The organism is Stenotrophomonas sp. (genome assembly GCF_032103445.1).
Classification (GTDB): Bacteria; Pseudomonadota; Gammaproteobacteria; order Xanthomonadales; family Xanthomonadaceae; genus Stenotrophomonas.
In genome coordinates this window covers 22,916-45,307 of sequence record NZ_DAMDFR010000035.1, presented here as the reverse complement: position 1 = coordinate 45,307, position 22,392 = coordinate 22,916, and the positions used below count along the sequence as shown (strand labels likewise).

At 66.6% G+C, this 22,392-nt stretch carries 26 protein-coding genes; 14 read left to right on the top strand and 12 right to left on the bottom strand.

Annotation, left to right across the window (positions count from 1 at the left end):
* Both RT551_RS13485 and RT551_RS13480 read left to right on the top strand, forming a co-directional pair.
* The coding region (locus tag RT551_RS13485) for a class III extradiol ring-cleavage dioxygenase (RefSeq protein ID WP_313459505.1) at positions 1–473 on the top strand (473 nt) is incomplete at its 5' end.
* A gap of 73 nt (positions 474–546) precedes the next feature.
* Entirely contained in the window at positions 547–2,190 is a 1,644-nt protein-coding gene (locus tag RT551_RS13480; protein WP_313459503.1) for a Na+/H+ antiporter, read from the top strand.
* Positions 2,191–2,330: 140 nt separating this feature from the next.
* Here the strand turns inward: RT551_RS13480 and RT551_RS13475 are convergent, their stop codons facing one another.
* A complete protein-coding gene (locus RT551_RS13475) occupies positions 2,331–2,582 on the bottom strand; it encodes a DUF3297 family protein (protein ID WP_311193671.1) in 252 nt (83 codons plus the stop codon).
* A gap of 138 nt (positions 2,583–2,720) precedes the next feature.
* On the opposite strand from RT551_RS13475, the gene RT551_RS13470 reads away from it, so the two are divergent.
* Complete coding sequence (locus RT551_RS13470) at positions 2,721–3,263, top strand: hypothetical protein (protein ID WP_282298178.1); 543 nt, start codon at positions 2,721–2,723, stop codon at positions 3,261–3,263.
* Between the two features lie 143 nt (positions 3,264–3,406).
* Here RT551_RS13470 and RT551_RS13465 read toward each other — a convergent pair whose 3' ends face one another.
* The 5 genes from RT551_RS13465 to msrB form a co-directional block, all read right to left on the bottom strand.
* Positions 3,407–3,688 (bottom strand): DUF4031 domain-containing protein, encoded by a 282-nt coding sequence (locus RT551_RS13465; protein WP_313459500.1) that lies wholly within the window; start codon positions 3,686–3,688, stop codon positions 3,407–3,409.
* A 9-nt stretch (positions 3,689–3,697) separates the two neighbouring features.
* A complete protein-coding gene (locus RT551_RS13460) occupies positions 3,698–4,192 on the bottom strand; it encodes a hypothetical protein (protein ID WP_313459497.1) in 495 nt (164 codons plus the stop codon).
* Between the two features lie 129 nt (positions 4,193–4,321).
* Positions 4,322–5,305: a flagellar motor protein MotB gene (gene motB, locus RT551_RS13455; RefSeq protein WP_313459494.1), complete on the bottom strand. Its 984-nt coding sequence runs from the start codon at positions 5,303–5,305 to the stop codon at positions 4,322–4,324.
* Positions 5,306–5,314: 9 nt separating this feature from the next.
* The gene (motA, locus tag RT551_RS13450; protein ID WP_125361098.1) at positions 5,315–6,169 is read right to left on the bottom strand and encodes a flagellar motor stator protein MotA; all 855 of its coding nucleotides are present in this window, start codon (positions 6,167–6,169) and stop codon (positions 5,315–5,317) included.
* Positions 6,170–6,259: 90 nt separating this feature from the next.
* Entirely contained in the window at positions 6,260–6,727 is a 468-nt protein-coding gene (gene msrB / locus RT551_RS13445; RefSeq protein WP_313459488.1) for a peptide-methionine (R)-S-oxide reductase MsrB, read from the bottom strand.
* 128 nt (positions 6,728–6,855) lie between these two features.
* Between msrB and RT551_RS13440 the strand changes: the two genes are divergently transcribed.
* Both RT551_RS13440 and RT551_RS13435 read left to right on the top strand, forming a co-directional pair.
* The gene (locus RT551_RS13440) at positions 6,856–7,281 is read left to right on the top strand and encodes a classical arabinogalactan protein 4 (RefSeq protein ID WP_313459487.1); all 426 of its coding nucleotides are present in this window, start codon (positions 6,856–6,858) and stop codon (positions 7,279–7,281) included.
* 142 nt (positions 7,282–7,423) lie between these two features.
* Positions 7,424–7,576 (top strand): hypothetical protein, encoded by a 153-nt coding sequence (locus tag RT551_RS13435; RefSeq protein ID WP_313459484.1) that lies wholly within the window; start codon positions 7,424–7,426, stop codon positions 7,574–7,576.
* Positions 7,577–7,664: 88 nt separating this feature from the next.
* On the opposite strand, the gene RT551_RS13430 is transcribed toward RT551_RS13435, so the two are convergent.
* Positions 7,665–8,144 (bottom strand): Lrp/AsnC ligand binding domain-containing protein, encoded by a 480-nt coding sequence (locus RT551_RS13430; protein WP_125361094.1) that lies wholly within the window; start codon positions 8,142–8,144, stop codon positions 7,665–7,667.
* Between the two features lie 148 nt (positions 8,145–8,292).
* Here RT551_RS13430 and RT551_RS13425 point away from each other — a divergent pair, with 148 nt between their 5' ends.
* Positions 8,293–9,615 carry a D-amino acid dehydrogenase gene (locus tag RT551_RS13425; protein ID WP_313459482.1) on the top strand — a complete coding sequence of 441 codons (1,323 nt, stop codon included), beginning with the start codon at positions 8,293–8,295 and terminating at the stop codon, positions 9,613–9,615.
* Positions 9,594–10,664 carry an alanine racemase gene (alr, locus tag RT551_RS13420; RefSeq protein WP_313459479.1) on the top strand — a complete coding sequence of 357 codons (1,071 nt, stop codon included), beginning with the start codon at positions 9,594–9,596 and terminating at the stop codon, positions 10,662–10,664. The genes RT551_RS13425 and alr overlap by 22 nt, the downstream gene beginning before the upstream one ends.
* A 73-nt stretch (positions 10,665–10,737) precedes the next feature.
* Here alr and RT551_RS13415 read toward each other — a convergent pair whose 3' ends face one another.
* The gene (locus tag RT551_RS13415; protein WP_313459518.1) at positions 10,738–11,283 is read right to left on the bottom strand and encodes a DUF3016 domain-containing protein; all 546 of its coding nucleotides are present in this window, start codon (positions 11,281–11,283) and stop codon (positions 10,738–10,740) included.
* 213 nt (positions 11,284–11,496) lie between these two features.
* Here RT551_RS13415 and RT551_RS13410 point away from each other — a divergent pair, with 213 nt between their 5' ends.
* Positions 11,497–13,527: an ATP-binding protein gene (locus RT551_RS13410; protein WP_313459477.1), complete on the top strand. Its 2,031-nt coding sequence runs from the start codon at positions 11,497–11,499 to the stop codon at positions 13,525–13,527.
* Positions 13,528–13,569: 42 nt separating this feature from the next.
* Entirely contained in the window at positions 13,570–13,860 is a 291-nt protein-coding gene (locus tag RT551_RS13405) for a DUF3247 family protein (protein WP_313459475.1), read from the top strand.
* A 16-nt stretch (positions 13,861–13,876) separates the two neighbouring features.
* Here RT551_RS13405 and RT551_RS13400 read toward each other — a convergent pair whose 3' ends face one another.
* Positions 13,877–14,140, bottom strand: coding sequence for a hypothetical protein (locus RT551_RS13400; protein WP_313139888.1), 264 nt, complete (start codon positions 14,138–14,140; stop codon positions 13,877–13,879).
* A 271-nt stretch (positions 14,141–14,411) separates the two neighbouring features.
* Here RT551_RS13400 and RT551_RS13395 point away from each other — a divergent pair, with 271 nt between their 5' ends.
* The 3 genes from RT551_RS13395 to RT551_RS13385 are packed head-to-tail and all read left to right on the top strand — an operon-like array spanning position 14,412 to position 16,857.
* Complete coding sequence (locus tag RT551_RS13395; protein WP_313459473.1) at positions 14,412–15,479, top strand: class I SAM-dependent methyltransferase; 1,068 nt, start codon at positions 14,412–14,414, stop codon at positions 15,477–15,479.
* Positions 15,476–16,180 (top strand): pseudouridine synthase, encoded by a 705-nt coding sequence (locus RT551_RS13390; protein WP_313459470.1) that lies wholly within the window; start codon positions 15,476–15,478, stop codon positions 16,178–16,180. The genes RT551_RS13395 and RT551_RS13390 overlap by 4 nt, the downstream gene beginning before the upstream one ends.
* Positions 16,177–16,857 (top strand): HAD family phosphatase, encoded by a 681-nt coding sequence (locus tag RT551_RS13385; protein WP_313459469.1) that lies wholly within the window; start codon positions 16,177–16,179, stop codon positions 16,855–16,857. Before RT551_RS13390 ends, RT551_RS13385 begins: the two co-directional genes overlap by 4 nt.
* A gap of 576 nt (positions 16,858–17,433) precedes the next feature.
* Here the strand turns inward: RT551_RS13385 and fabB are convergent.
* Positions 17,434–18,642, bottom strand: a complete 1,209-nt coding sequence (fabB, locus tag RT551_RS13380) for a beta-ketoacyl-ACP synthase I (RefSeq protein WP_313459468.1) — start codon at positions 18,640–18,642, stop codon at positions 17,434–17,436.
* Positions 18,642–19,157 (bottom strand): 3-hydroxyacyl-[acyl-carrier-protein] dehydratase FabA, encoded by a 516-nt coding sequence (fabA, locus tag RT551_RS13375; RefSeq protein WP_282298072.1) that lies wholly within the window; start codon positions 19,155–19,157, stop codon positions 18,642–18,644. Before fabA ends, fabB begins: the two co-directional genes overlap by 1 nt.
* Positions 19,158–19,350: 193 nt before the next feature.
* On the opposite strand from fabA, the gene dinB reads away from it, so the two are divergent.
* Entirely contained in the window at positions 19,351–20,424 is a 1,074-nt protein-coding gene (gene dinB / locus RT551_RS13370) for a DNA polymerase IV (RefSeq protein WP_313459464.1), read from the top strand.
* A gap of 219 nt (positions 20,425–20,643) precedes the next feature.
* Here the strand turns inward: dinB and RT551_RS13365 are convergent, their stop codons facing one another.
* Positions 20,644–21,282 carry an NAD(P)H-binding protein gene (locus RT551_RS13365; RefSeq protein ID WP_313459462.1) on the bottom strand — a complete coding sequence of 213 codons (639 nt, stop codon included), beginning with the start codon at positions 21,280–21,282 and terminating at the stop codon, positions 20,644–20,646.
* A 98-nt stretch (positions 21,283–21,380) separates the two neighbouring features.
* Here RT551_RS13365 and RT551_RS13360 point away from each other — a divergent pair, with 98 nt between their 5' ends.
* Positions 21,381–22,283, top strand: a complete 903-nt coding sequence (locus RT551_RS13360; RefSeq protein ID WP_313459460.1) for a LysR family transcriptional regulator — start codon at positions 21,381–21,383, stop codon at positions 22,281–22,283.
* Positions 22,284–22,392: the final 109 nt, after the last annotated feature.

The following is a 22,392-nucleotide window of genomic DNA, read 5'->3' as shown; positions in this document are numbered from 1 at the left end:
GGCTCGATCACGGAGCCTGGGTGCCGCTGCGCCTGCTCTACCCGGATGCCGACATTCCCGTGGTGCCGCTGGCGCTGCAGCCGATGCTGGGCCCGGCGCACCAGCTGGCCCTCGGCCGCGCGCTGGCCCCGCTGCGCGATGACGGCGTGCTGCTGATAGGGTCGGGCAGCATCACCCACAACCTGCACGACTTCCGCGCGTATCACAGCGGCGGCGAAGCCCCGTATGTGCGCCCCTTCATCGAGTGGGTGGAGCAGCGGCTGCAGGCCGACGACACCGCTGCATTGCTCGATTACCGCCGCCAGGCTCCGTATGCCGAGCGCGCGCATCCCACCGACGAGCACTTCCAGCCGCTGCACTTCGCGATGGGTGCCGCGGGCGGTGAACAGCTGGGCGCGCAGCGCATCGATGCCGGTATCGACGCCGGCATGCTGGCGATGGACATCTACCGCTTCGACGGCGCGGCCGGCTGACGCCTGTCCGCCCACTGAGCCGCAGGTCGGCACCGTGTTCAGGTAACGGTGCCGCTGTGGTAATTTTTTCGGCATGCATACGATTGAAGTCGTCCTGGCGATGCTGGTCGCCGTGGTGGCCAGTGGCTACCTGGTGCGCGTGTTGCCGCTTTCACTGCCCTTACCGCTGGTGCAGATCGGCCTGGGCGCGGTCATTGCCGGCGTGTTCAACCGCGGCCACGCGCTGCAGCCGGAAATGTTCTTCCTGCTGTTCCTGCCACCGCTGCTGTTCCTGGACGGCTGGCGCATTCCCAAGCAGGGCCTGTTCCGCGACAAAGGCGTGATTCTGGAACTGGCCTTCGGGCTGGTGATCTTCACCGTGATCGGTGCGGGCCTGCTGATCCACTGGATGATTCCGGTGATGCCGCTGGGAGTGGCGTTCGCGCTGGCGGCGATCATCTCGCCGACCGACCCGGTGGCGGTCAGCTCGATCGCCTCGCGCATGCCGATTCCGAAGCGGCTGATGCACATTCTGGAAGGCGAGTCGCTGTTGAACGATGCGTCCGGCCTGGTCTGCTTCCGCTTCGCGGTGGCGGCAGTGATGACCGGTTCGTTCTCGCTGGCCACCGCTTCGCTGACCTTCCTGTGGGTGGCGGTGGCCGGGCTGGCAATCGGCGTGGCGGTGACCCTTGGCGTGTCCACCTTCCAGCGCTGGCTATGGCGGCGCTTCGGTGAAGAGCCCGGCGCGGCGCTGCTGGTCAATCTGCTGATTCCGTTCGCGGCCTATCTGCTGGCCGAAGAGGCCAAGGCCTCGGGCATCCTGGCTGCGGTCGCGGCCGGCATCACCATGAGCTACGTCGAGCTGACCGGTCGCGTGTCCGGAAGCATGCGCGTGCAGCGCACGGCGGTGTGGAACATGCTGCAGTTCAGCTTCAACGGCATCATGTTCGTGCTGCTGGGCGAGCAGCTGCCGGGCATCGTGGAGCGCGCCATCGACACGGTGAACGAAAGCGGACACCACAGCGCGTGGTGGCTGCTGGTGTACGTGGTGGTGATCAACGTGGCGCTGGTCGCGCTGCGCCTGCTGTGGGTGTGGCTGTCGCTGCGCTGGAGCCTGCTGCGTGCACGGCATCGTGGCGAAGAACGTCCGGTCACCCAGTGGCGGGTGGTGGTGGCCACCTCGGTGGCCGGCGTGCGCGGTGCGATCACCCTGGCCGGCGTGCTGACCCTGCCGTTGTTCCTGCCGGATGGCTCGGCCTTCCCGGCGCGCGACCTGGTGATCTTCCTGGCGGCGGCGGTGATTCTGTTCTCGTTGATCGGAGCCAGCGTGGCCTTGCCGAGGCTGTTGAAAGGCCTGCAGCTGCCGGCCGATTCCGGTGAACGCAAGGAAGAGGACCTGGCGCGCCGGTTGGCATCCAAGGCCGCACTGGCGGGCGTGGAGCGCATGCGCCAGCAGCTGGTGCAGAACCAGAACACCGAGAACGTGCAGCTGTACAACGATGCGGCCGCACGGGTGAGCCTGCTGTACCAGCGCAACCTGGAGAAGGAACACGGGCCCGATGCGGACCCGGAGAAGGTGAAGCGGATGGAGCAGGGCTACCGGCAGCTGCGCAACGCAGGGCTCACCGCCGAGCGCGAGGAGCTGTTCCGGCTGACCCGGCGCGGCAGCATTTCCGATGAGATCTCGCGCAAGCTGATCCGCAATCTGGATCTGCTGGAAACCCGGCAGCGGGAGTGACGCCGCGCCGGACGCGCACGGCGCGTCCCTACAGGTCGCCCGACCAAGGGTCGTAGTGACACGCCATGCGTGTCAACGCCATGATCCTGCGTTCGACCCACACGCCATGCGCGTCCGTGCGGGAAACTCCCCGCGCGCGATTACGCTTCCGGCTTCTGATCCAGGTAATACGCCACCACGGTGCCCTTGACCTTCACCGTCATCGGGTTGCCGCGACGGTCGCGCGACTTGCCGGCCTGCACGCGGATCCAGCCTTCGCTGACCGAGTATTCCTCAACGTTGTCACGCTCGACATCGTTGAAACGAATGCCCACGCCGCGCTCCAGGGCAGCGGCATCGTGGAAGGGGCTGGCCGGGTTGATCGCCAGATGATCCGGAGGGGTATCGCTCATGATTCGGGTTCACACTGACGGCCACCGCGGCCGCCTTCAGGCGCACAGGATACCCGAGGCCCCCGGTTTAAGCCGATTTCGCTTCCTGCGCACGCGCTGGCAGGTCAGAATGCGGACTGTTTCCAGGAGTTCCCGCCCATGCCCGACAACAGCGATTATTTCGACTTCGAAGAAGACGAGCGCGATTTCGACGAAGACGATTTCGAGGCGCGGATCTGGAATCTGTTCGTGCTGATCAACCCGGGCGACGAGGAACTGGCACTGCAGCAGTTCAACCGCTGGCGCGAGCAGCTGCTGGAGGCGGGGGAGTCCATTGACGAGGAGGCTGACTGGCTGCCGCCCCTGATGGTGGCGACCGCCTGGCAGTCGAGCTACGAGGTCGAGCGCGATGACGCCGACTCGCTGGTGTCGGCGGTGAACGAGCTGTCCGCGCGCTTCAACGTGCAGGTGGACTGGGGCGGCGACCTGGACGATGAGGACTTCGCCGAGGACGTGGATGCGCCGATGTTGATGGCGACCGCGTATGACCGCCTGCGCGAGCACAACTACAGCCTGTGGAGCGTGGATACCGGCAATGGTGGCTTGGCGGGCTGGATGGCGTTGAGCCGCGATGATGACGCGATGCTGGCGCTGTGTTCGTTGCTGGGGGTGGAAGTGCGCCCGGGGGCGGATCCGTTCTGACGGATGTCCCGGTGGTGCCGGCCGCTGGCCGGCAACCTCATGAACCGCACCGGAGACCGCTTGGTTGCCGGCCAGCGGCCGGCACTACCTTGCCGTCGGACGCATTACGGTAGCGCCGGCCGTTGGCCGGCCCGCGCAATGCGTCACGCGGTTGCGTCGTATTGCAACCGCGCGTTGGCGATCACCGCCTTCAACAATTCCCGGTCGGTATGCCGCGAAATGGCGCGTGCGCCCAGCGCGATGGCGCGCTCACGCATCGGGGCCGGCACGTCGTAATGCGCGCCGCTGCGGCGGTTCTGGAACGCCCGCCGTGGAATCCCGAGCTGCGCCGCCATGGCGTGCAGCTCGGGCAGGGTGTCGGCCATCAGATGCGCCCAGCGCTGGTCGCGCCAGGGGTGAACCGCATCGTCGATATAGACCGTCACCGGTGGCGATCAGCCCTTGGGCTGCTCGCTGCTGTCGGCCGGGGCGTCGGCATCGGCCGGGGCGGCTTCGGCGTCGGTGCTGGCTTCAGCGGCTTCGCCTTCGGCGTCGTCGGCCGCGTCTTCCACGCCTTCGAACTCGGACACCAGCTGGGCCAGGTATTCCTCGGCGGTCTTGCCTTCGTCGGCGGCCAGGTCGTCAATCATCTGCTGCAGCTGCGGCGAGGTTTCCAGGGTGACCGGGCGGCCTTCCTTCTCCTGCACGTTGGCCAGGTGCTTGAGCATGGCCAGCATCGGCACCGGGTTGTCGGCATTGCCCATGGTCTGGCCGCCGATGGCCAGCAGCCACTCGGTGCCCTGCAGGCCGATGGCGGCCACGACCTGGCCTTCTGCGTTCTGCAGCACGGCGTGGTTCTGCACCGGCTGCTGGCTGTTCAGGCGCTGGATCGGGCGCTTGGGCTGCGACTTCTTGCGCTTGTCGCGCTTGGCCTTGGACTGCTTGGACATGGGATTACGTCTTTCTGGATTCGGAAAGGGCCATTGTAATCGTCATTGCGGTAGCGCCGGCCGTTGGCCGGCCCTCATGGCGCCGGAAACATCCCTTGGGCCGGCCAACGGCCGGCGCTACCGGATCCCCTACGGTGCCCCGTCCGCCGGCCCCAACACCGGCACCGACGGCCCGGCCGGCGGCGCGATATCGGCCTGCACATCCGGATCCACCGTGGTGCCCGATAACCCGACCTGCTGCCCGGACCCGGACAATGCCGCGGCTTCGGCCGCCTTGGTCATCACCACGATGCTGATGCGGCGGTTGATCGGGTTGTCCGGCTTGACCTTGTCGAACAGCACCGACGACGACAGCCCGACCACGCGGGTCACCTTTTCTTCCGCCATGCCGCCTTCCAGCAGGGCCCGGCGCGCGGCATTGGCACGGTCGGCGCTGAGTTCCCAGTTGCTGTAGCCGTGGGCGGCGGTGTACGCGGTGATGTCGGTGTGGCCGGTGATGCTGATCCGGTTCGGCACGTGGTTGATGAACTCGGACAGTTCCTTGAGGATCGCGCGCGTGTACGGCTTCAGCGCGGCGCTGCCGACGTCGAACATCGGCCGGTTCTGCTTGTCCACGATCTGGATGCGCAGGCCCTCGGGGGTGAGGTCCAGCAGCAGCTGGTCCTTGAACGGCTCCAGCGCCTGGCTCTTGCTGATCGCTTCCTCCAGTTCCTGCTTCAGCACTTCCAGTTGCTTCTTTTCACGCTCGCGCTCGTCTTCCTGCGGCACCGGCCGTTCGGCCTGCGCGTTCTGGAACGGGTCGTTGCTGGTGCCGCGGGAGACATCGGTGGCCCCGCCCAGCTTGATCATCGAGGTGCTGGCCCCGCCCGGGCCGGCCATGCCGGGCGCAGGCGTCGGGCTCTGCCCGGTCAGCGGGCTGGGGTTGCGGAAGTACTCGGAAATGGCCGCGCGCTCGGGCTTGCTGGTGGCCGCCATCAGCCACAGCACCAGGAAGAACGCCATCATCGCGGTCACGAAGTCGGCATACGCCACCTTCCAGGCACCGCCATGATGGGCCCCGTGGCCGGCCTTCTTGACCTTGCGGACAATGACGGTGGGTTTGTCGTTGGCCATGACGCTGCCTTACTTGATCGTCTTCAGGTGGGCTTCGAATTCGCTGAAGCCCGGGCGCACGTTCGACGGCAGGGTCTTGCGGGCGAATTCCAGCGCGATCTTCGGGTTGTAGCCACGCAGGCAGGCCAGCAGGGCGGTCTTGACGGACTCGTAGATGCGGCTGTCCTGCTCGGCGCGCGCTTCCACCGCGGCCGCCAGCGGGCTGACAAAGCCATAGGCCAGCAGAATGCCGAGGAAGGTACCGACCAGCGCGCCGGCCACGTGTGCGCCCACTTCGGTGATTTCACCGCCGATCGAGCCCATGGTGATCACGATGCCCAGCACTGCGGCGACGATGCCGAAGCCAGGCAGGCCGTCGGACACCTTGTTCAGCACGGCCGCCGGCTGCATGGCTTCGCCATGGTGCTTTTCCAGCTCCATTTCCAGCAGCGGTTCCAGTTCGTGCGGTTCGATGTTGCTGCCGATCATCAGGCGCAGGCAGTCGGTCATGAAGTCGACCAGGTGATGGTCGGCCTGCACCTTGGGATAGTTGGCGAAGATCGCGCTGTCGGCCGGGCGCTCGACGTGGTCTTCCAGCGACATGAAGCCTTCCCGGCGCGCCTTGTTGAGCAGTTCGTACAGCAGGCTCAACACGTCCAGGTAGTCCTGCTGCTTGTAGCGCGGGCCTTTGAACACGCCGACGCTGGCGGCCAGGGTCTGCTTGACCGTCTTGACCGGCGTGCCGACCAGGAACGCGCCCAGCGCTGCACCGCCAATGATGACCAGCTCGTAGGGCTGCCACAGGGCCGCCAGCTTGCCGTGCGCGCCGACGTACCCCCCGAGCACGCTGAGAATGACGATCAGAAAACCAACAATGATGAGCATGGGGCAGACGCGGAGGAGGGGATACCTCCATGTCGGCCCCATGTCGGGGTTCTGAAGGGTGACGTTGGATGAACGTCACACTTTTGCAGATCAGCCTGCCGGGCCGGCCTCGACCCCGCCACGCTGCAGCGGATCCGGGTAGGGGCTGCCATTGGGCGTGAAATCCAGCGAGACCGAGTTGAGGCAATGGCGCTCGCCCGTGGGCGGCGGACCGTCCGGGAACACATGGCCGAGGTGGCTGCCGCAGCGGGCGCAGACGATCTCGGTGCGGATCATGCCGTGACTGGTGTCACGGATTTCGCGGACATGGGCCGGGTCAAACGGGGCAAAGAAGCTGGGCCAGCCGGTGCCGGAGTCGAACTTGGTGCTGGAACGGAACAGCGGCAGGCCGCACAGGCGGCAGCCGTAGACGCCGTCCTGCTTGTTGTCCAGGAACACCCCGCAGAACGGGGCCTCGGTGCCGTGCTGCAGCAGCACGCGGCGCTCGTCGGCGCTCAGGCCGGCCTCCAGCGCCTGGCGCTGGGCGTCGCTGGGGGGAGAGAGGTCGAAGGCGGTCATGGGCATTCCTCGTGGGGATGGCTGTGAAATGGGGGCAGCGCGTGAAGGGCGCAAGGCAGGCGTTCATGCTGCCGCACGGCGGCGGGGTGCAGGATGAAACCGTTGACCGACCCGGGAGGGCTGCTGTGATGAACACCCGACTGCTGCTGTTGCCCGCCATACTGGCGGTTGCGATGACCTTCGATGCCGGCGCGCAGATCGCCGCGCCACGCAAGCCCACCGACACCCGCCCGGTGGTCACGCCCGCACCCGCCCCGACGCCGCTGCCCACCCCGGTGCGCCCCGCCCCGATGGAAAGCCAGGCCGGCAAGGTCGCCCCGGTGACCTCCGATTCGCAGATCCGCCAGCAGCTCGGCACGCAGCCGATCCAGAGCCAGGGACCGGCGCAGGTGGTCCCCGCACCGCCAACCACCGCACCGCCGAAGGTGTACGACCGCAACGGCCGCATCATTCCCGGCGTCAAACCGGTGGGCCCGAATCGCGTGTTCGATTCGCGCACCGGTCGCTATTACGACAGCGCGCCCGCGACGCAAGGACAACAGATAAAACCGTGAACGCTTCACAACTTCTCGCCCCCAGTCATCCGCGTCAACACAAAACCTCACCGCATTTTCGCCCTTAATTAACCGCATTTCCTCGACTCTGCACCTGCGCCGCAAGATCGCGCATCCCCAAGATGACGAGAAGAGTGCAACCATGGCTAACCAGCAGCAGAACAATCCCAACAAGCCGCAGGATCAGCAGAACCAGAAGGGTCAGCAGAGCCAGCAGCAGTGGGATCAGCAGAACCAGAAGGGTAAGCAGCAGGATCAGCAGCAGCGCAACCCGGACCAGAAACAGCAGCGCTGATGCGCGGTTCGGCGTAACACCCTTTGTTCGGGGGTGAAACCGGAAGAAGGCGGTGCGCACTCGCGCGCCGCCTTTTTTTACGACCACCTCAATCCGGAATCGGCAGTGTCAGCGTTTCTTTGACCTCTTCCATCACGATGTAGCTCTTGCTTTCGCGCACATGCGGCAAGGTCAGCAAGGTGCTGCCCAGCAACTTGCGGTACGACGCCATCTCGCTGATCCGCGCTTTCAGCAGGTAATCGAAATCGCCCGAAACCAGATGGCACTCCAGCACATTCGGCAGCTTCAACGCCGCGCGCCGGAACTCCTCGAAGATGTCGCCGGATTTGTAGGCCAGGCTGATTTCCACGAACACCAGCAGGCTGGCCTTGAGGTAGTGCGGGTCGAGCTTGGCGTAGTAGCCGGTGATCGCCCCGTCGCGCTCCAGCCGGCGCACCCGCTCGGTACAGGGCGTGGTCGACAGCCCGACCCGCTCGCCCAGTTCGGTGAAGGAAATGCGCCCCTCGGCCTGCAGGATGCGCAGGATCTTGCGGTCGATCTTGTCCAGTTCGCGGACCCGGGTGGCCATGGCGTCAACTCGGCAGGGTGAATGGCGCGACAATACACTGCAGTAGGTGTTAAATACAGGAAAAATGCCCGGCAACAGCGGCCTATACTTCCGCAATTATGGTCCCGGCACCGCTGAGTGCAGGGAATGATCCGGTTGGAGAGGTCTCATGCGCGTACTTGTTCTTGGCAGCGGGGTGATCGGCACGACCAGTGCCTGGTACCTGCGGCAGGCCGGCTTTGATGTCACCGTGGTCGACCGCCAGCCCGGACCGGCGCTGGAAACCAGCTTCGCCAATGCGGGCCAGCTGTCGTTCGGCTACACCTCGCCGTGGGCCGCGCCGGGCGTGCCGCTCAAGGCGGTGAAGTGGCTGTTCGAGGAGCATGCGCCGCTGGCGATCCGCCCGGGCCTGGACCTCAACCAGTACCGCTGGCTGGCGCAGATGCTGCGCAACTGCACCCAGGAACGCTACGCGATCAACAAGGCGCGCATGGTGCGCATGTCCGAGTACAGCCGTGACTGCCTGAACGAACTGCGTGCTGAAACCGGCATCGAATTCGAAGGCCGCGACCTCGGCACCACCCAGCTGTTCCGCACCCAGCAGCAGCTGGATGCCTCGGCGCAGGACATCGAAGTGCTGGCGCAGTACGGCGTGCCGTATGAAGTGCTGGACCGTGCCGGCATCATCGCCGCCGAGCCGGCGCTGGCCGCCGTGGCCGACACCCTGGTGGGTGCGCTGCGCCTGCCGCGTGACCAGACCGGCGATTGCCAGCTGTTCACCCGTCGCCTGGCGCAGATGGCCAGCGCCGCCGGCGTGGAATTCCGTTTCGACCAGGACATTGCCGGGCTGGAAACCAGCGGCAACCGCATCACCGGCGTGCGTATCGACGGCCAGCTGGAAACCGCCGACCACTACGTGGTTGCGCTGGGCAGTTACTCGCCGTCGCTGGTCGCACCACTCGGCATGCACCTGCCGGTGTACCCGCTGAAGGGCTATTCGCTGACCCTGCCGATCACCGACCCGGCGATGGCTCCCACCTCGACCATCCTGGACGAAAGCTACAAGGTGGCGGTGACCCGCTTCGACGACCGCATCCGCGTGGGTGGCATGGCCGAGGTGGGCGGGTTTGACCTGTCGCTGTCGCCGCGTCGCCGCGCCACCCTGGAAAAGGTGGTGCGCGACCTGTACCCGCACGGCGGCGATCTGTCGCGCGCCGAGTTCTGGACCGGGCTGCGCCCGGCCACCCCGGACGGCACCCCGGTGATCGGGGCCACGCCGTACCGCAATCTGTTCCTCAACACCGGCCACGGCACGCTGGGCTGGACCATGGCCTGCGGGTCGGGTCGCTACCTGGCCGACCTGATGAGCGCGCGCCAGCCGCAGATCAGCACCGAAGGCCTGGATATCTTCCGCTATGGCGGGCGTGCCAATCCGCATGCCGCCGCTTTTCAACAGAGTGAAACTGAAACATGCGTCCTGCCCGCGCGTTGATCGACCTGGACGCGTTGCGCTCCAACTTCCGCCTGGCCCGTGAACTGGGCGGCGGTCGCAAGACCCTGGCCGCGGTAAAGGCCGATGCCTATGGCCACGGTGCCGTGGTGTGCGCGCGCGCGCTGGAAGGCGAAGCCGATGCCTTCGGCGTGGCCTGCATTGAAGAGGCGCTGGAACTGCGCGCGGCCGGCATCACCACGCCGATCCTGCTGCTGGAGGGCTTCTTCGACGCAGCCGAACTGCCGCTGATCGTGCAGCACGAGCTGTGGTTCGCGGTGGCTGCGCCGTGGCAGGTGGACGCGGTGGAAGCGTTCCAGACCGATGCGCGCTTGAATATCTGGCTGAAGCTGGACAGCGGCATGCACCGGCTGGGGCTGTCGCCGGCCGATTTCCGCAGCGCGCATGCGCGCCTGTCGGCGTTGCCGCAGGTTGGCCCGATGGTGCTGATGAGCCATCTGGCGCGCGCTGACGAACTGGACAACCCGCGCACCCGCGAGCAGGCTGCGACGTTCGCGGCCGCCATTGAAGGCCTGGCTGGCGAAACCAGCCTGTGCAATTCGCCGGCGCTGCTGGGCTGGCCGGAAGTGCGCAGTGACTGGGTGCGCCCGGGCCTGATGCTGTACGGGGCCAACCCGCTGCCTGGCAGCAGCGCGCAGACCGCGCGGCTGCGCCCGGTGATGACCATGCAGTCGAAGATTTTCGCGGTGCGCGAGATCGCGGCCGGCGAACCGGTGGGTTACGGCGCGCGCTTTATCGCCGAGCGACCCACCCGCGTCGGCGTGGTGGCGATGGGCTATGCCGACGGCTACCCGCAGTTCGCCCCGAATGGCACCCCGGTGCAGATCGACGGCCAGCCCGGCCATCTGATCGGCCGGGTGTCGATGGACATGCTCACCGTGGACCTGACCGACCTGCCGCAGGCGGGCGTGGGCAGCACGGTGGAGCTGTGGGGCGAGAGCCCGCGCCTGGACGTGCTCGCCCCGCTGTGCAATGTGAGCGCGTACCAGCTGCCCTGCGCGGTGAAGCGCGTCGCGCGCGAAATCCGCTGACGGGTAAGGCTGCGGCGTATGGCTCCGTCGTCTTCGGGGCGGCCCCGGTAATGCCTGACGCATTCGTGATGCGTCAGGCGGCGGGTAACACTTTCCGCAGCCAGTCATTCAGCATCCGCTTTTCGTAGCGCAGCGGGTCACTGTCCGACAGCAGGCCCACGCCAGTGCTGAGATAGCCCATGTCGATCAGCTTCTCGCCGGTGCTCTGCTTCAGCACATTGCCCTGTGCGTCCTTGAGCACATAGTCCAGCGTCATGCGCGGGGGATAGATGTCTTTCATGATGCGGATGTCCTGGGCACGCGGCCCGTGCTGGGGCTCGTAATCGCCGGCGCGCTTGATGTCGGTAATGGTCACGTCGAGGGTCTGGCCCGGAGCCAGCCGCTTCGCCGCGGTAGTGCGGATGTAGGTGGCCAGGTCATGGACCCAGTTGCCGCGCTCGGCTTCCCAGCGGTTGGAGCTGTTGCGAATCTCGGTGAACTTCGAAGGATCGGTCCAGCGAACCTGCACCGGGCCTTCTTCTTTCAGCTCGGTAGGTGCCTTGGGGTCAGTCACCGTACGCGGTGCCGCCGCAGCGGACAGCGTGGCTAAAGCCAGCAGGCCGCCCAGCGCGGCCGTCATCAGGGTTTTGAGGTTCACTGCGAACTCCCGTAAGTGGTCAGGATGGCCCAATGCAGTGTGATCCCGATCACAGCCCGGGACAATTGGCAAAACTGCGACGAATTCGTCGTATTCGGCATGAATTCACCCGGGGTACACATGAATCCCACGCTTGACGCTACGAATACGCGGTCTGGATGATGCTATCTCCCAGCGCTCTGCCTGCCACGCCCTTTGACCTCCTTGTCCAGCCCGACCGTACCGACCCTCGAACGCGCCACCCCGGTGGCTCCTGCGCTTGATCCCGCCCTGCACCGTCACGTGCTGGAAGGGCTCAACGCCGGCTTCTGCGTGGTGGAATGCCTGATCGAAGACGGCGTCGGGGTGGACTATCGCTTCGTGCAGGTGAACGACGCCTTCGAGCGCAGCACCGGGCTGGTCAATGCGACCGGCCGCCTGATGAGCGAGCTGCAGCCGGCGCACGAGCAGGACTGGTACCGCATCTACGGCCAGGTGGCCCTGACCGGGCGGCCGCACCATTTCGACATGGAGGCGCGCGCACTGGGCCGCTGGTACTCGGTGGAAGCGATGCGGGTGGGTGAGCCGGAGCAGCGCCAGGTGGCGATCCTGTTCTTCGACATCACCAGCCGCAAGCAGGTGGAAGTGGATCTGGCCGAAAGCGAAGCGCGCTTCTCCGCGCTGGCCGACGGCCTGCCGATGCCGGTGTGGGTGCTGGATGACCGCGGCCATGCCCGCTTCGTCAACAGTGCGTTTACCGAGTTCTTTGGCGGTGACGAACAACGCGTGCCGGAAGACGTGTGGCGCGGGCTCGTGCATCCCGACGACGCTTCGGTGTTCGATTACGAACTGCAGGAGGCGCTGAAGGCGCAGCGTTCGATGCAGGCGCTGGTGCGTGGGCTGCGTTCGGACGGCCAGTGGCGCTGGCTGGAAATGAACGCCCGCCCGCGCTTCTCGCGCATGGGCCGCTTCATCGGCCTGGCTGGCAGCAGCCCGGACGTTACCGAGCGCCGTGAAATTGAAATGGCGCGCGAGGAGCTGCTGCAGTCCGAGCGTGCCGCGCGCAGCGCCGCGGAAAACATGGCGCGGCTGAAGGACGAATTCCTGGCCACCCTGTCGCATGAACTGCGCACGCCGCTGACCACCATCCTGGGCTGGAGCGAACTGCTGCTGCAGCGGGTGGACAACACCAGCCCGCTGTTCAAGGGCCTGGGCGTGATCGCCAACAGCGCGATGGCGCAGAAGCGGCTGATCTCGGACATGCTGGACCTGAGCAGCATGCTGCTGGGCAAGGTGCAGCTGGAAGTAGAAGTGGTCGACCTGCGTGCGCAGCTGACCGAAGCGCTGGGCGCGCAGGAACTGGTGGCCGAAGGCAAGGCACTGGACATGCAGCTGCATCTGCCGGAAGAGGGCGCGCTGGTACTGGGCGACGCCACCCGCCTGCAGCAGGTGTGGTGGAACCTGCTGTCCAATGCGATCAAGTTCACCCCGGCTGAAGGTTCGGTCACCGTGACCCTGGCCCGCGAGGGTGGGCACTGGGTGATCACCGTGCGCGACACCGGCGACGGCATCGCGCCGGAATTCCTGCGCCATCTGTTCAGTCGCTTCCGCCAGGCCGACGGCACCACCACCCGCCGCCATGGCGGCCTTGGGCTGGGCCTGGCGATCGTGCAGCAGCTGGTGGAACTGCACGGTGGCACCGTCAGTGCGGCCAGCGAGGGGCAGGGCCTGGGTGCCCAGTTCACGGTCAGCCTGCCGTGCTACCAGCCGCAGTCCGACGGCCGGCCGCTGCGCGAAGTCTTCAATGGCCCGATCAGCGAGCAGGTGATCGAACCCTACCCGCTGCGTGGGCTGCGCCTGCTGGCGGTGGAGGATCAACCCGAAGTGCTGGAGTATCTGCGCCGCATGCTGGAAGAGCAGGGTGCGCAGGTCACGGTGGCGGCGTCTGCCGGCGAAGCGCTGGCACTGCTCGACGCCGGCCGGCACGAACAGGTGGATGCATTGCTCACCGACATCGGCATGCCGGGTATGGACGGCTATGGGCTGGTGCGCACCCTGCGCGAGGACATGGGGGTGGATGCGAAGGCGTTGCCCGCCGTCGCGGTGACCGCGCTGGCAAGGGCGGATGACCGCAAGCGCGCGCTGGCGTCAGGCTTCCAGGAGCACGTGGCCAAACCCTATTCGGTGGCGCAGCTGGTCACGGCGGTGCGCAACGTGCTGGCGCAGGCGAGGGCCGAGGCCGGTTGAGAGTTTCTGACACGCATGGCGTGTCATTACGCGAGGATCATCATGTCACGCACTGCACCGGTTGTTTACACCCATGCCGACGACATCGCACGGCTGAAAACGCTGCTGCCGCAGCTGCCCGACGAGGCCCGGGTGGAAGTGACATTGAAGGACGGCAGCCGCGTGCTGGGCACGGTGGCGGTGCGCCCCACCGTGCAGCAGTATCGCGATGCGGAAGAGAACGAGGGCAGCAACGGCGAGTTGCGGCTGGATGATCTGGATGTGCCGGTGCAGCAGCACCACGTCTGGCTGGACCAGATCGCATCGATCCGTGAGCTGCCGCCGATCGAGTGACCGGCGGCGTGCACGCTTAGTGCTGGAAGACTTCCGGTTCGGCGTCGAAGCGGCGTGCGTAGGCGCGTTCGTCGGCGACCCGTGCCACTTCGTCATCGGCCATGTCAGGCGCGCCGTACACCGCATACGCCACCTGGCCATCGGACTGGCGACCGACCTGGTGCAGGCGATAGCGCGCATGACCGCCGCCGGTATCTTCAGGGTAGTGAACCGGCGGCTGCGCGCCTTCCAGGTCCATTTCGCTGTTGTCGACCTTGCCACCGACGAACAATGCACGCATGAGCCAGCTCCGCTTCGAAAGAGCCTTTACCCTGACCGACACGATGTTGCGAGGGCATCAAGACCCCGTTGAACAAATGCTAATTGGTGGATTGGCATGACCGCCCCCACGCAATCCAACCACGCCGCATGACCGACGTAGAGCCACGCCCTGCGTGGCTTCGCGGTGTCAGACGTGGTCGAAGCCACGCAGGGCGTGGCTCTACGCCCACGGACAGAGCGCGGAATCCTGAAAAGGTAGAATGGCCGTCTCATTTCTAGACGTACCCCGCATGGCCCCCCAGCACGACGCCCCCCTGGAAACCCTGTTCCTGCCCTTCGGCGGTGCCCTGGACTGGCCGTCCGGCCCAGTGCTGTTCCTGCGCGCCCGCGACGGTTGGCCGCTGCGCGAGCGTGCCCAGCCGGGCCAGCTGATCTGTGAACAGAGCTTCCGGCCCTTCGCCGCAGCCCTGGAGGCCAGCGGCTGGACGGTGCGTGACGAGGCCCAGCTGGCCGCCGACAGCACCCGCTATGCGGTGGTGCTGGTGCTACCGCCGCGCCAGCGCGAAGAGGCACGTGCGCTGTTCGCCCGGGCGCTGGCCCTGGCCGCCCCGGGCGGCATCGTGGTGGCCTGCCAGCACAACAACGAAGGCGCGCGCTCCGGCGAAAGCGACCTGCAGCAGCTGGCCGGGCTGGGCGGCAAGCTGACCAAGAACCACTGCCGGGTGTACTGGACCGCGCCGCTGAACGGCCAGCACGACGCGGCGCTGGCCGCGCGCTGGGCCGCGCTGGATGCCCCACGCGGCATCCTCGGCGGGCGCTTCCAGAGCCGCCCGGGCATCTTTGCCTGGGACCGCATCGACCCGGCCTCGGCACTGCTGGTGGAGCAGCTGCCGGCCGACTTGGCCGGGCACGGGGCCGACCTCGGCGCGGGCTTCGGATATCTGTCCAGCGAAGTGCTGAGCCGCTGCCCGAACGTGACCGGGCTGGACCTGTACGAGGCCGAAGGCCGCGCGCTGGCGCTGGCGCAGGTGAACCTGCAGGCGCTGGGCAGCAAGGCGACCCTGCGTTACCTGTGGCAGGACGTCACTGCCGGCATCGAGGGGCGCTACGACTTCATCGTGACCAACCCCCCGTTCCACACCCCGGCCCGCGCGGACCGCCCCGACATCGGCCAGCGCTTCATCGCGGTGGCGGCGCAGGCGCTGCGCCCGGGTGGGCGGCTGTGGCTGGTGGCCAACCGCCACCTGCCGTACGAGCAGATTCTCAATGAAAGCTTCGGCGAGGTGCGGGTGGCCGCCGAGCGCGACGGTTTCAAGCTGATCGAAGCCACCCGTGGCCGCAGCGGTGGTCGCGCATGAAGCTGGTCAAGCACATCGCCAACCTGGGCTATGGCAGCCGCAAGCAGGTGCAGCTGATGTTCCGCGAGGGCCGCATCACCGACGCCGACGGCGAGGTGCTGTACGCGGACGACACCGTGGCGCACGAGGCGATCCGCATCGATGGCGAACCGCTGGATCCGCCGCCGGGGCTGACCCTGATGCTGCACAAGCCGCGCGGCTACACCTGCTCGACCAAGGACACCGGCCGGCTGATCTACGACCTGCTGCCGCCGCGTTTCCGCGAGCGCTCACCGCAGCTGTCGTCGGTGGGGCGGCTGGACCGCGACACCAGCGGCCTGCTGCTGATGACTGACGATGGCGCGCTGCTGCACCGGATCGTGTCGCCGAAGGCGAAGCTGGACAAGGCCTATGAGGTCACCCTGGCTGACGACCTGCGCGGCGACGAAGGCGCGCGTTTCGCCAGCGGCACGCTGATGCTGGAGTCGGACGACAAGCCGCTGCTGCCGGCGGAACTGGACGTGCAGGGGCCGCGCCAGGCGCAGCTGGTGCTGCACGAAGGCCGCTACCACCAGGTTCGGCGGATGTTCGCCGCAGTGGGCAACCATGTGGAGGCACTGCATCGCAGCCGGATTGGCGGGCTGACCCTGGGCGCGCTGCCGGAAGGCGAGTGGCGCATCCTCGATGCGGCGGACCTCGACATCCTGTTCAACGCTGCATGACCACGCTGGCGGCGTTACCGTTCCTGCCTGAGGCGGTCATCTTCGACATGGATGGCCTGATGATCGACAGCGAGCGGGTGTCGATCGCGTGCTGGTCGCAGGCGGCGGGTGAACTGGCGCTGCCGATCGAAGAGACGTTCTGGCTGCAGCTGGTGGGCCTGGGCGACCGCGACTGCGAACTGCTGCTGCGCGAACATATCGACGCAGCGCAGATGCAGGCGTTGTACACGCGCTGCCACGATCTGTACGAAGCGCGCACCCAGCAGGGCCTTCCGTTGCGGCCGGGCATCATGGAACTGCTGGAGCTGCTGAAGCAGCACGACATTCCGCGCGCGGTGGCCACCTCCACGCGCGAACCGCGCGCCTCACGCAAGCTGGCGGCGTGCGGCCTGCTGCCGTACTTCGCCGCCGTGGTGACCAGCAGCGACGTCAGCCACCCGAAGCCGGCCCCGGACATCTACCTGCTGGCCGCAGCCAAGCTGGGCAAGGCCCCGGCTCGCTGCCTGGCGCTGGAAGATTCCCCCGCCGGCACCCGCGCCGCCCTGGCCGCAGGCATGACGGTCATCCAGGTCCCCGACCTGGTGCTTCCCGACGCCGCTCAACGCGCCCTAGGCCACCGCATCGCCGACTCTCTCACCGACGTGCACGCACTGCTGCTGCCGCTCCTGATGGCTTGATAGCGCGCACTACGTAGAGCCACGCCCTGCGTGGCTGCTGTTGGATTCGCGCGAAAAACCCTCGGCTGGCGGTCTACGTGCTTTGGGCCATCGGATGGGGGGTACGGGACACGCCGTTAACCCATCCATGGGGGCTCGTCGAAAACATCCATGTTTTCAACGGTCCCGTACCCCCCATCCGATGGCCCTTCGACACATGGTCGGTGGCCATGGGAAATGCAAGATCAACGGCAACGTTGATCCGGGGTCATGCGTTAATGAATGTTGGGGATTTCACGGCGATCGTCTGTCGACCGATCCCACCGGGGCATTTGCGATCCCACCGGGGGGGCAGGTGCTTTTGATCTTCCATGGCCACCGGCCAACCGTCTGGGGCGTGCCGGGGTGGGTTTGCGGGACCGTAGAAAACATGGATGTTTTCTACGAGCCCCCATGGACGGGTTTACGGCGTGTCCCGCAAACCCACCCCGGTGCGCCCAAGCACGGGAACCGATGAACCAACGGTTGTTCGCCAGGAGCCAACGGCAGCCGGGCAAGCCCGGCTCTACGGGAATCAATCCCGTGCGATACAGCAGATCAAACGCGCCCGAACACCAGCGCTGCGTTCGTGCCGCCGAAGCCGAAGCTGTTCGACATCACCGTATTCAACTGCGCGTTCTGCGTTTCGCGCACGATCGGGAAGCCTTCCACTGCCGGGTCCAGTTCGCCGATGTTGGCCGAACCGGCAATGAAGCCGTCGCGCATCATCAGCAGGCAGTAGATCGCTTCGTGCACGCTTGCCGCACCCAGCGAGTGCCCCGACAGCGCCTTGGTCGAGGACAGCGGCGGCACCGCTTCGCCGAACACTTCGCGCACCGCCTTAAGTTCGGTCACGTCGCCAAGCGGGGTGGAGGTGCCATGGGTGTTGAGGTAGTCGATCGGACCGCTGACGTTGGCCATCGCCATGTGCATGCAGCGCACCGCGCCTTCGCCCGACGGGGCCACCATGTCCGCACCGTCCGAGGTCACGCCGTAGCCGACCAGCTCCGCGTAGATGCGTGCGCCACGGGCAACGGCGTGGTCGTAGTCTTCCAGTACCAGCATGCCGCCACCGCCCGCGATGACGAAACCGTCGCGGTCCTTGTCGTACGGACGCGATGCGGTTTCCGGGGTCTCGTTGAAGCGCGTGGACAGTGCGCCCATCGCGTCGAACATCACGCTCATCGACCAGTGCAGGTCTTCACCGCCGCCGGCGAACATCACGTCCTGCGCACCGTGACGGATCAGATCCGCCGCCGCACCGATGCAGTGTGCCGAGGTGGCGCACGCGGCCGACAGCGAATAGCTCAGGCCCTTGATCTGGAACGCGGTGGCCAGGCACGCCGAGACGGTGGAGCACATCGTGCGCGGCACCATGTACGGGCCAACCTTGCGCACGCCGCGCGCGCGCAGGATGTCGGCCGATTCCACCTGCCACTGGCTGGAACCACCGCCCGAACCGGCAATCAGGCCGGTGCGCGGATTGGCCACCTGGCTTTCATCCAGGCCGGCATCGGCGATCGCATCGCGCATCGCGATGTAGGCGTACGCCGAGGCGTCGCTCATGAAGCGCTTCAGTTTGCGGTCGATCTGTGCGTCCAGGTCCAGCAGCACGTTGCCACCGACGTGGCTGCGCAGGCCCGCTTCCGCGTGGTCGGGCAGCGGGCGGATGCCCGCCTTGCCTTCACGCAGTGCGGTCGAAACGGTGTCCAGATCATTGCCCAGGCACGAGGTGATGCCCATTCCGGTGATGACTACGCGACGCATCAGAAATTCTCGGTCGAAGTGAACAGACCTACACGCAGGTCTTTGGCGGTGTAGATCTCGCGGCCGTCCACGAGCATGCGGGCGTCGGCCTGGGCCATCACCAGCTTGCGGTTGATCACACGGGTGATGTCGATTTCATAGCTGACCAGCTTCGCTTCCGGCAGCACCTGGCCGGTGAACTTCACCTCGCCACAGCCCAGCGCACGGCCACGGCCGGGTGCGCCCAGCCAGGTCAGGTAGAAACCGGTCAGCTGCCACATCGCATCCAGCCCCAGGCAGCCCGGCATCACCGGGTCGCCGATGAAGTGGCAACCGAAGAACCACAGGTCCGGGCGGATATCCAGTTCGGCGCGTACCATGCCCTTGCCGTGCGGGCCGCCGTCTTCGCGGATGTCGGTGATGCGGTCGAACATCAGCATCGGGTCGTTGGGCAGGCGACCACTGCCCGGGCCGAACAGTTCACCGCGGGCACTGGCCAGCAGCTGTTCGCGCGAGAACGCGTTGAGACGAGTCATGGAAAGCGCAATCCTGAAGAAGTTGCAGCGGAAACAGGCGCTGAGAGTGCAGACAAAAAGTGATTCAATCAAACGTTTTAACCGTACGCCGGCGTAGTGTTTTCAGCTTGAAAAACGCATGTTGTTGTTATGAAAAGACCATACTCAAGCGTGTGGCTGTAATCTTGTTCATCTGAATCCCAAGCCTGCCAACGTGTCCGCCCTTCGCAAGATCATTCATGTCGACATGGACGCGTTCTACGCGTCGGTGGAACAGCGCGACAATCCGTCGCTGCGCGGCAAGCCCGTAGTGGTCGCATGGAAGGGTGCCCGCTCGGTGGTGTGCGCGGCCTCGTATGAAGCGCGCGTGTTCGGGGTGCGCTCGGCGATGCCGGCGTTGCGTGCGGAACGGTTATGCCCCGATGCGGTGTTCGTGCCGCCGGATTTCACCCGCTACAAGGCGGTGTCGCGACAGGTGCGCGAGATACTCCTGCGTCACACCGATCTGGTCGAGCCGCTGTCGCTGGACGAGGCCTACCTGGATGTCACCGCGCACAAGGGCGGGATGACCGTGGCCACCGAGATCGCGCAGCTGATCCGCGCGCAGATCCGCGAGGAAACCCAGCTGACCGCCTCGGCCGGCATCGCGCCGAACAAGTTCCTGGCCAAGATCGCCTCGGACTGGCGCAAGCCGGACGGTCAGTTCGTGGTGCCGCCGCACCGGATCGAGCAGTTCCTGACCCCGTTGCCGGTCAAGCGCGTGCCCGGCGTGGGCAAGGTGATGGAAGGCAAGCTCAGCGAACTGGGCATTGTCACCGTCGGCGACCTGCGTGCGCTGCCGCTGGAGGCGCTGCAGGCGCGTTTTGGCAGTTTTGGTGAAAGCCTGTACCGGCGCGCGCGCGGCATCGACAACCGGCCGGTGGAGCCGGACCAGCCGGTGCAGTCGATTTCCGCCGAGGACACCTTTGCCGAGGACCTGCCGCTGGAGGCGCTGGAGCCGGCGATTGTCGAACTGGCCGCGCGTACCTGGCAGGCCACCCGCAAGACCGAGCGGGTGGGGCACACCGTGGTGCTGAAGTTGAAGACCTCGCAGTTCCGGATCATCACCCGCAGCTTCACCCCGGAGGCACCACCGGCGTCGCTGGAGGAACTGCGCGACATCGCGCTGGCGCTGCGGTCGCGGGTGGATCTGCCCGCGGAGACGCGTTACCGGTTGGTGGGGGTGGGGCTGGGTGGGTTCCGCGAGCCCGATGAGGTGGTGCAGCCGGGATTGTTTGACGCGACGTGATGCGCGATGCGGGGGGCATGCCTTCGTCGCACCGATCATCGCTATCGGCGGTCGACTGTCGTGCGACCCTACCAATGGCTCCGTTCGTTGTTCACGGTGGCCCGGCCGTGCCCCGCGATGCCTGGCTCCGGTAGGGTCGCACGACAGTTGACCGCCGATAGCACGGCCGCGCGCGGTAGGGCATGAAAATCCCCGAATCCGCACGCGCCCCATCACACCTCAATACGCCACGGTCGCAATCTGCTTCTTGTACTGCGGCACCTCGATCTCACTCACAAACGCATCGGCATAATCGGCATAACTGATCCGGCTGTGCCCATCCGCCCCGACCAGGAACTGCTTGGCCTGCGTTCGGAACCCACCCTTCTGCGGCCCCGGACCAATCTCCGCAGCCGGCGAATAGAACGTCCACTCCAGGTCATCCACCTGCTGCAGCAGGTTGAACGCCTTGCGTGCGGCCAGCGCGACCGGCTTGTAGGCGTCCGGGAAGCCCTCGGTGTCCACCAGTTGCACGCCCGGGGCCACTTCCAGGGTGCCGGCCCCGCCGACCATCAGGAAGCGCGGCACGCCGGCCTGGCGCGCGGCCTGCACCAGCTGGCCGGTCACCGTGGTGACGGTGGCCGGGTCGTCGCCCGGACGCGGGCCGAACGCGCTGGCGAGCAGGTCATGGCCGGCGATCACCGCCGCCAGCGCGTCGGTATCGTCCAGCGCGGCAATCGCCAGCTGGGCTCCGTCCAGTTCGGCCGGCAGGCCACTGTCGCGGCGGACGATGGCGGTGACCTGATGGCCGCGTTCCAGGGCCTGACGGGTGATTTCGCGACCGATGTTGCCGGTGGCACCCACAAGGGCAATCTTCATGAGCTGCGTTTCCGCTGAGAGAGGATGCTCAGGTTATGCGCCTGAAATCGAACGAAAAACTGCGTATAACGGCCTAATTTGTTGCGTGGATCGATCAGATGGACCGGATGACGGCCATGACGGTGTTTGTGGAGGTGGTCGAGCGCGGCAGCCTGACTGCGGCGGCAGACGCGCTGGACATGTCGCGGGCCATGGTCACCCGGTACCTGGCCGAGGTGGAGCGCTGGCTGGGCGCGCGCCTGCTGCACCGGACCACGCGCCGGATCAGCCTGACCGGCCCGGGGGAGGCCGCCCTGCTGCGGTTCCGGCAGATGCTGGCGATCGGCGAGGAACTGCACGGCGAGCTGGCCACTGACAACCCCGAGCCGCACGGCGTGCTGCGGGTGACCGCCAGCGTATCGTTCGGGCAGTCGCACCTGGCCGCGGCGGTGGCCGGATTCGTCCAGCGCTACCCGCTGACCCGGGTGGAACTGCTGCTGGTGGACCGGATGGTCAACCTGGTCGAAGAGCGGGTGGACGTGGCCGTGCGCATCTCGCGGGCGATTGATCCCAACCTGATCGCACGGCCGCTGGGGCAGTGTCATTCGGTGCTGTGTGCGTCGCCGGCCTACCTGGCCGCGCACGGTGCACCGGCCACGGCCGATGCGCTGGCCGCGCACAACTGCCTGACCCACCACTACGTGGGCAAAAGCGTGTGGCAGCTGCAACGCGACGGGCGCACCGTGAGTGTCGCGGTGGGCGGCAACATCAGCGCGAATGAGGCATCGTTGCTGGTGGAGGCGGTGCGTGCCGGTGCGGGCATTGCGATGTTGCCGATCTACCAGATTGGACCACTGCTGGAATCTGGCGAGCTGGTGCAGGTGTTACCCGAGTACGAACTGGACGTGATGGGCCTGCATGCCGTGTATGCCTCGCGCCGGCAGCTGCCGGCGGTGATGCGCAGCTTTCTGGATTTCCTGGTGGAACGTTTCGCCAGCGAGGAGTTCCGATCACGTATGTGAACCGCGCGGACACGCATGGCGGGTTTACGTGCACAGGATCATGGCGTTGACACGCATGGCGTGTCACTACGACCCTTGGTCGGGCGATGTCGGGGTCGAACGTTGATGG

Excerpts from the sequence above, each read along its gene's own strand:
- fabB (WP_313459468.1), bottom strand. The coding sequence starts at position 18,642 with ATGCGTCGCGTAGTCATCACCGGAATGGGCATCACCTCGTGCCTGGGC.
- RT551_RS13470 (WP_282298178.1), top strand. The coding sequence starts at position 2,721 with ATGCCCGACAACAGCGATTATTTCGACTTCGAAGAAGACGAGCGCGAT.
- RT551_RS13405 (WP_313459475.1), top strand. The coding sequence starts at position 13,570 with ATGTCACGCACTGCACCGGTTGTTTACACCCATGCCGACGACATCGCA.
- RT551_RS13395 (WP_313459473.1), top strand. The coding sequence starts at position 14,412 with ATGGCCCCCCAGCACGACGCCCCCCTGGAAACCCTGTTCCTGCCCTTC.
- motA (WP_125361098.1), bottom strand. The coding sequence starts at position 6,169 with ATGCTCATCATTGTTGGTTTTCTGATCGTCATTCTCAGCGTGCTCGGG.
- RT551_RS13425 (WP_313459482.1), top strand. The coding sequence starts at position 8,293 with ATGCGCGTACTTGTTCTTGGCAGCGGGGTGATCGGCACGACCAGTGCC.
- RT551_RS13415 (WP_313459518.1), bottom strand. The coding sequence starts at position 11,283 with ATGACGGCCGCGCTGGGCGGCCTGCTGGCTTTAGCCACGCTGTCCGCT.
- RT551_RS13460 (WP_313459497.1), bottom strand. The coding sequence starts at position 4,192 with ATGTCCAAGCAGTCCAAGGCCAAGCGCGACAAGCGCAAGAAGTCGCAG.
- alr (WP_313459479.1), top strand. The coding sequence starts at position 9,594 with ATGCGTCCTGCCCGCGCGTTGATCGACCTGGACGCGTTGCGCTCCAAC.
- RT551_RS13360 (WP_313459460.1), top strand. The coding sequence starts at position 21,381 with ATGGACCGGATGACGGCCATGACGGTGTTTGTGGAGGTGGTCGAGCGC.
- RT551_RS13435 (WP_313459484.1), top strand. The coding sequence starts at position 7,424 with ATGGCTAACCAGCAGCAGAACAATCCCAACAAGCCGCAGGATCAGCAG.
- msrB (WP_313459488.1), bottom strand. The coding sequence starts at position 6,727 with ATGACCGCCTTCGACCTCTCTCCCCCCAGCGACGCCCAGCGCCAGGCG.
- RT551_RS13400 (WP_313139888.1), bottom strand. The coding sequence starts at position 14,140 with ATGCGTGCATTGTTCGTCGGTGGCAAGGTCGACAACAGCGAAATGGAC.
- RT551_RS13390 (WP_313459470.1), top strand. The coding sequence starts at position 15,476 with ATGAAGCTGGTCAAGCACATCGCCAACCTGGGCTATGGCAGCCGCAAG.
- RT551_RS13365 (WP_313459462.1), bottom strand. The coding sequence starts at position 21,282 with ATGAAGATTGCCCTTGTGGGTGCCACCGGCAACATCGGTCGCGAAATC.
- RT551_RS13480 (WP_313459503.1), top strand. The coding sequence starts at position 547 with ATGCATACGATTGAAGTCGTCCTGGCGATGCTGGTCGCCGTGGTGGCC.
- RT551_RS13430 (WP_125361094.1), bottom strand. The coding sequence starts at position 8,144 with ATGGCCACCCGGGTCCGCGAACTGGACAAGATCGACCGCAAGATCCTG.
- RT551_RS13475 (WP_311193671.1), bottom strand. The coding sequence starts at position 2,582 with ATGAGCGATACCCCTCCGGATCATCTGGCGATCAACCCGGCCAGCCCC.
- fabA (WP_282298072.1), bottom strand. The coding sequence starts at position 19,157 with ATGACTCGTCTCAACGCGTTCTCGCGCGAACAGCTGCTGGCCAGTGCC.
- RT551_RS13440 (WP_313459487.1), top strand. The coding sequence starts at position 6,856 with ATGAACACCCGACTGCTGCTGTTGCCCGCCATACTGGCGGTTGCGATG.
- RT551_RS13385 (WP_313459469.1), top strand. The coding sequence starts at position 16,177 with ATGACCACGCTGGCGGCGTTACCGTTCCTGCCTGAGGCGGTCATCTTC.
- motB (WP_313459494.1), bottom strand. The coding sequence starts at position 5,305 with ATGGCCAACGACAAACCCACCGTCATTGTCCGCAAGGTCAAGAAGGCC.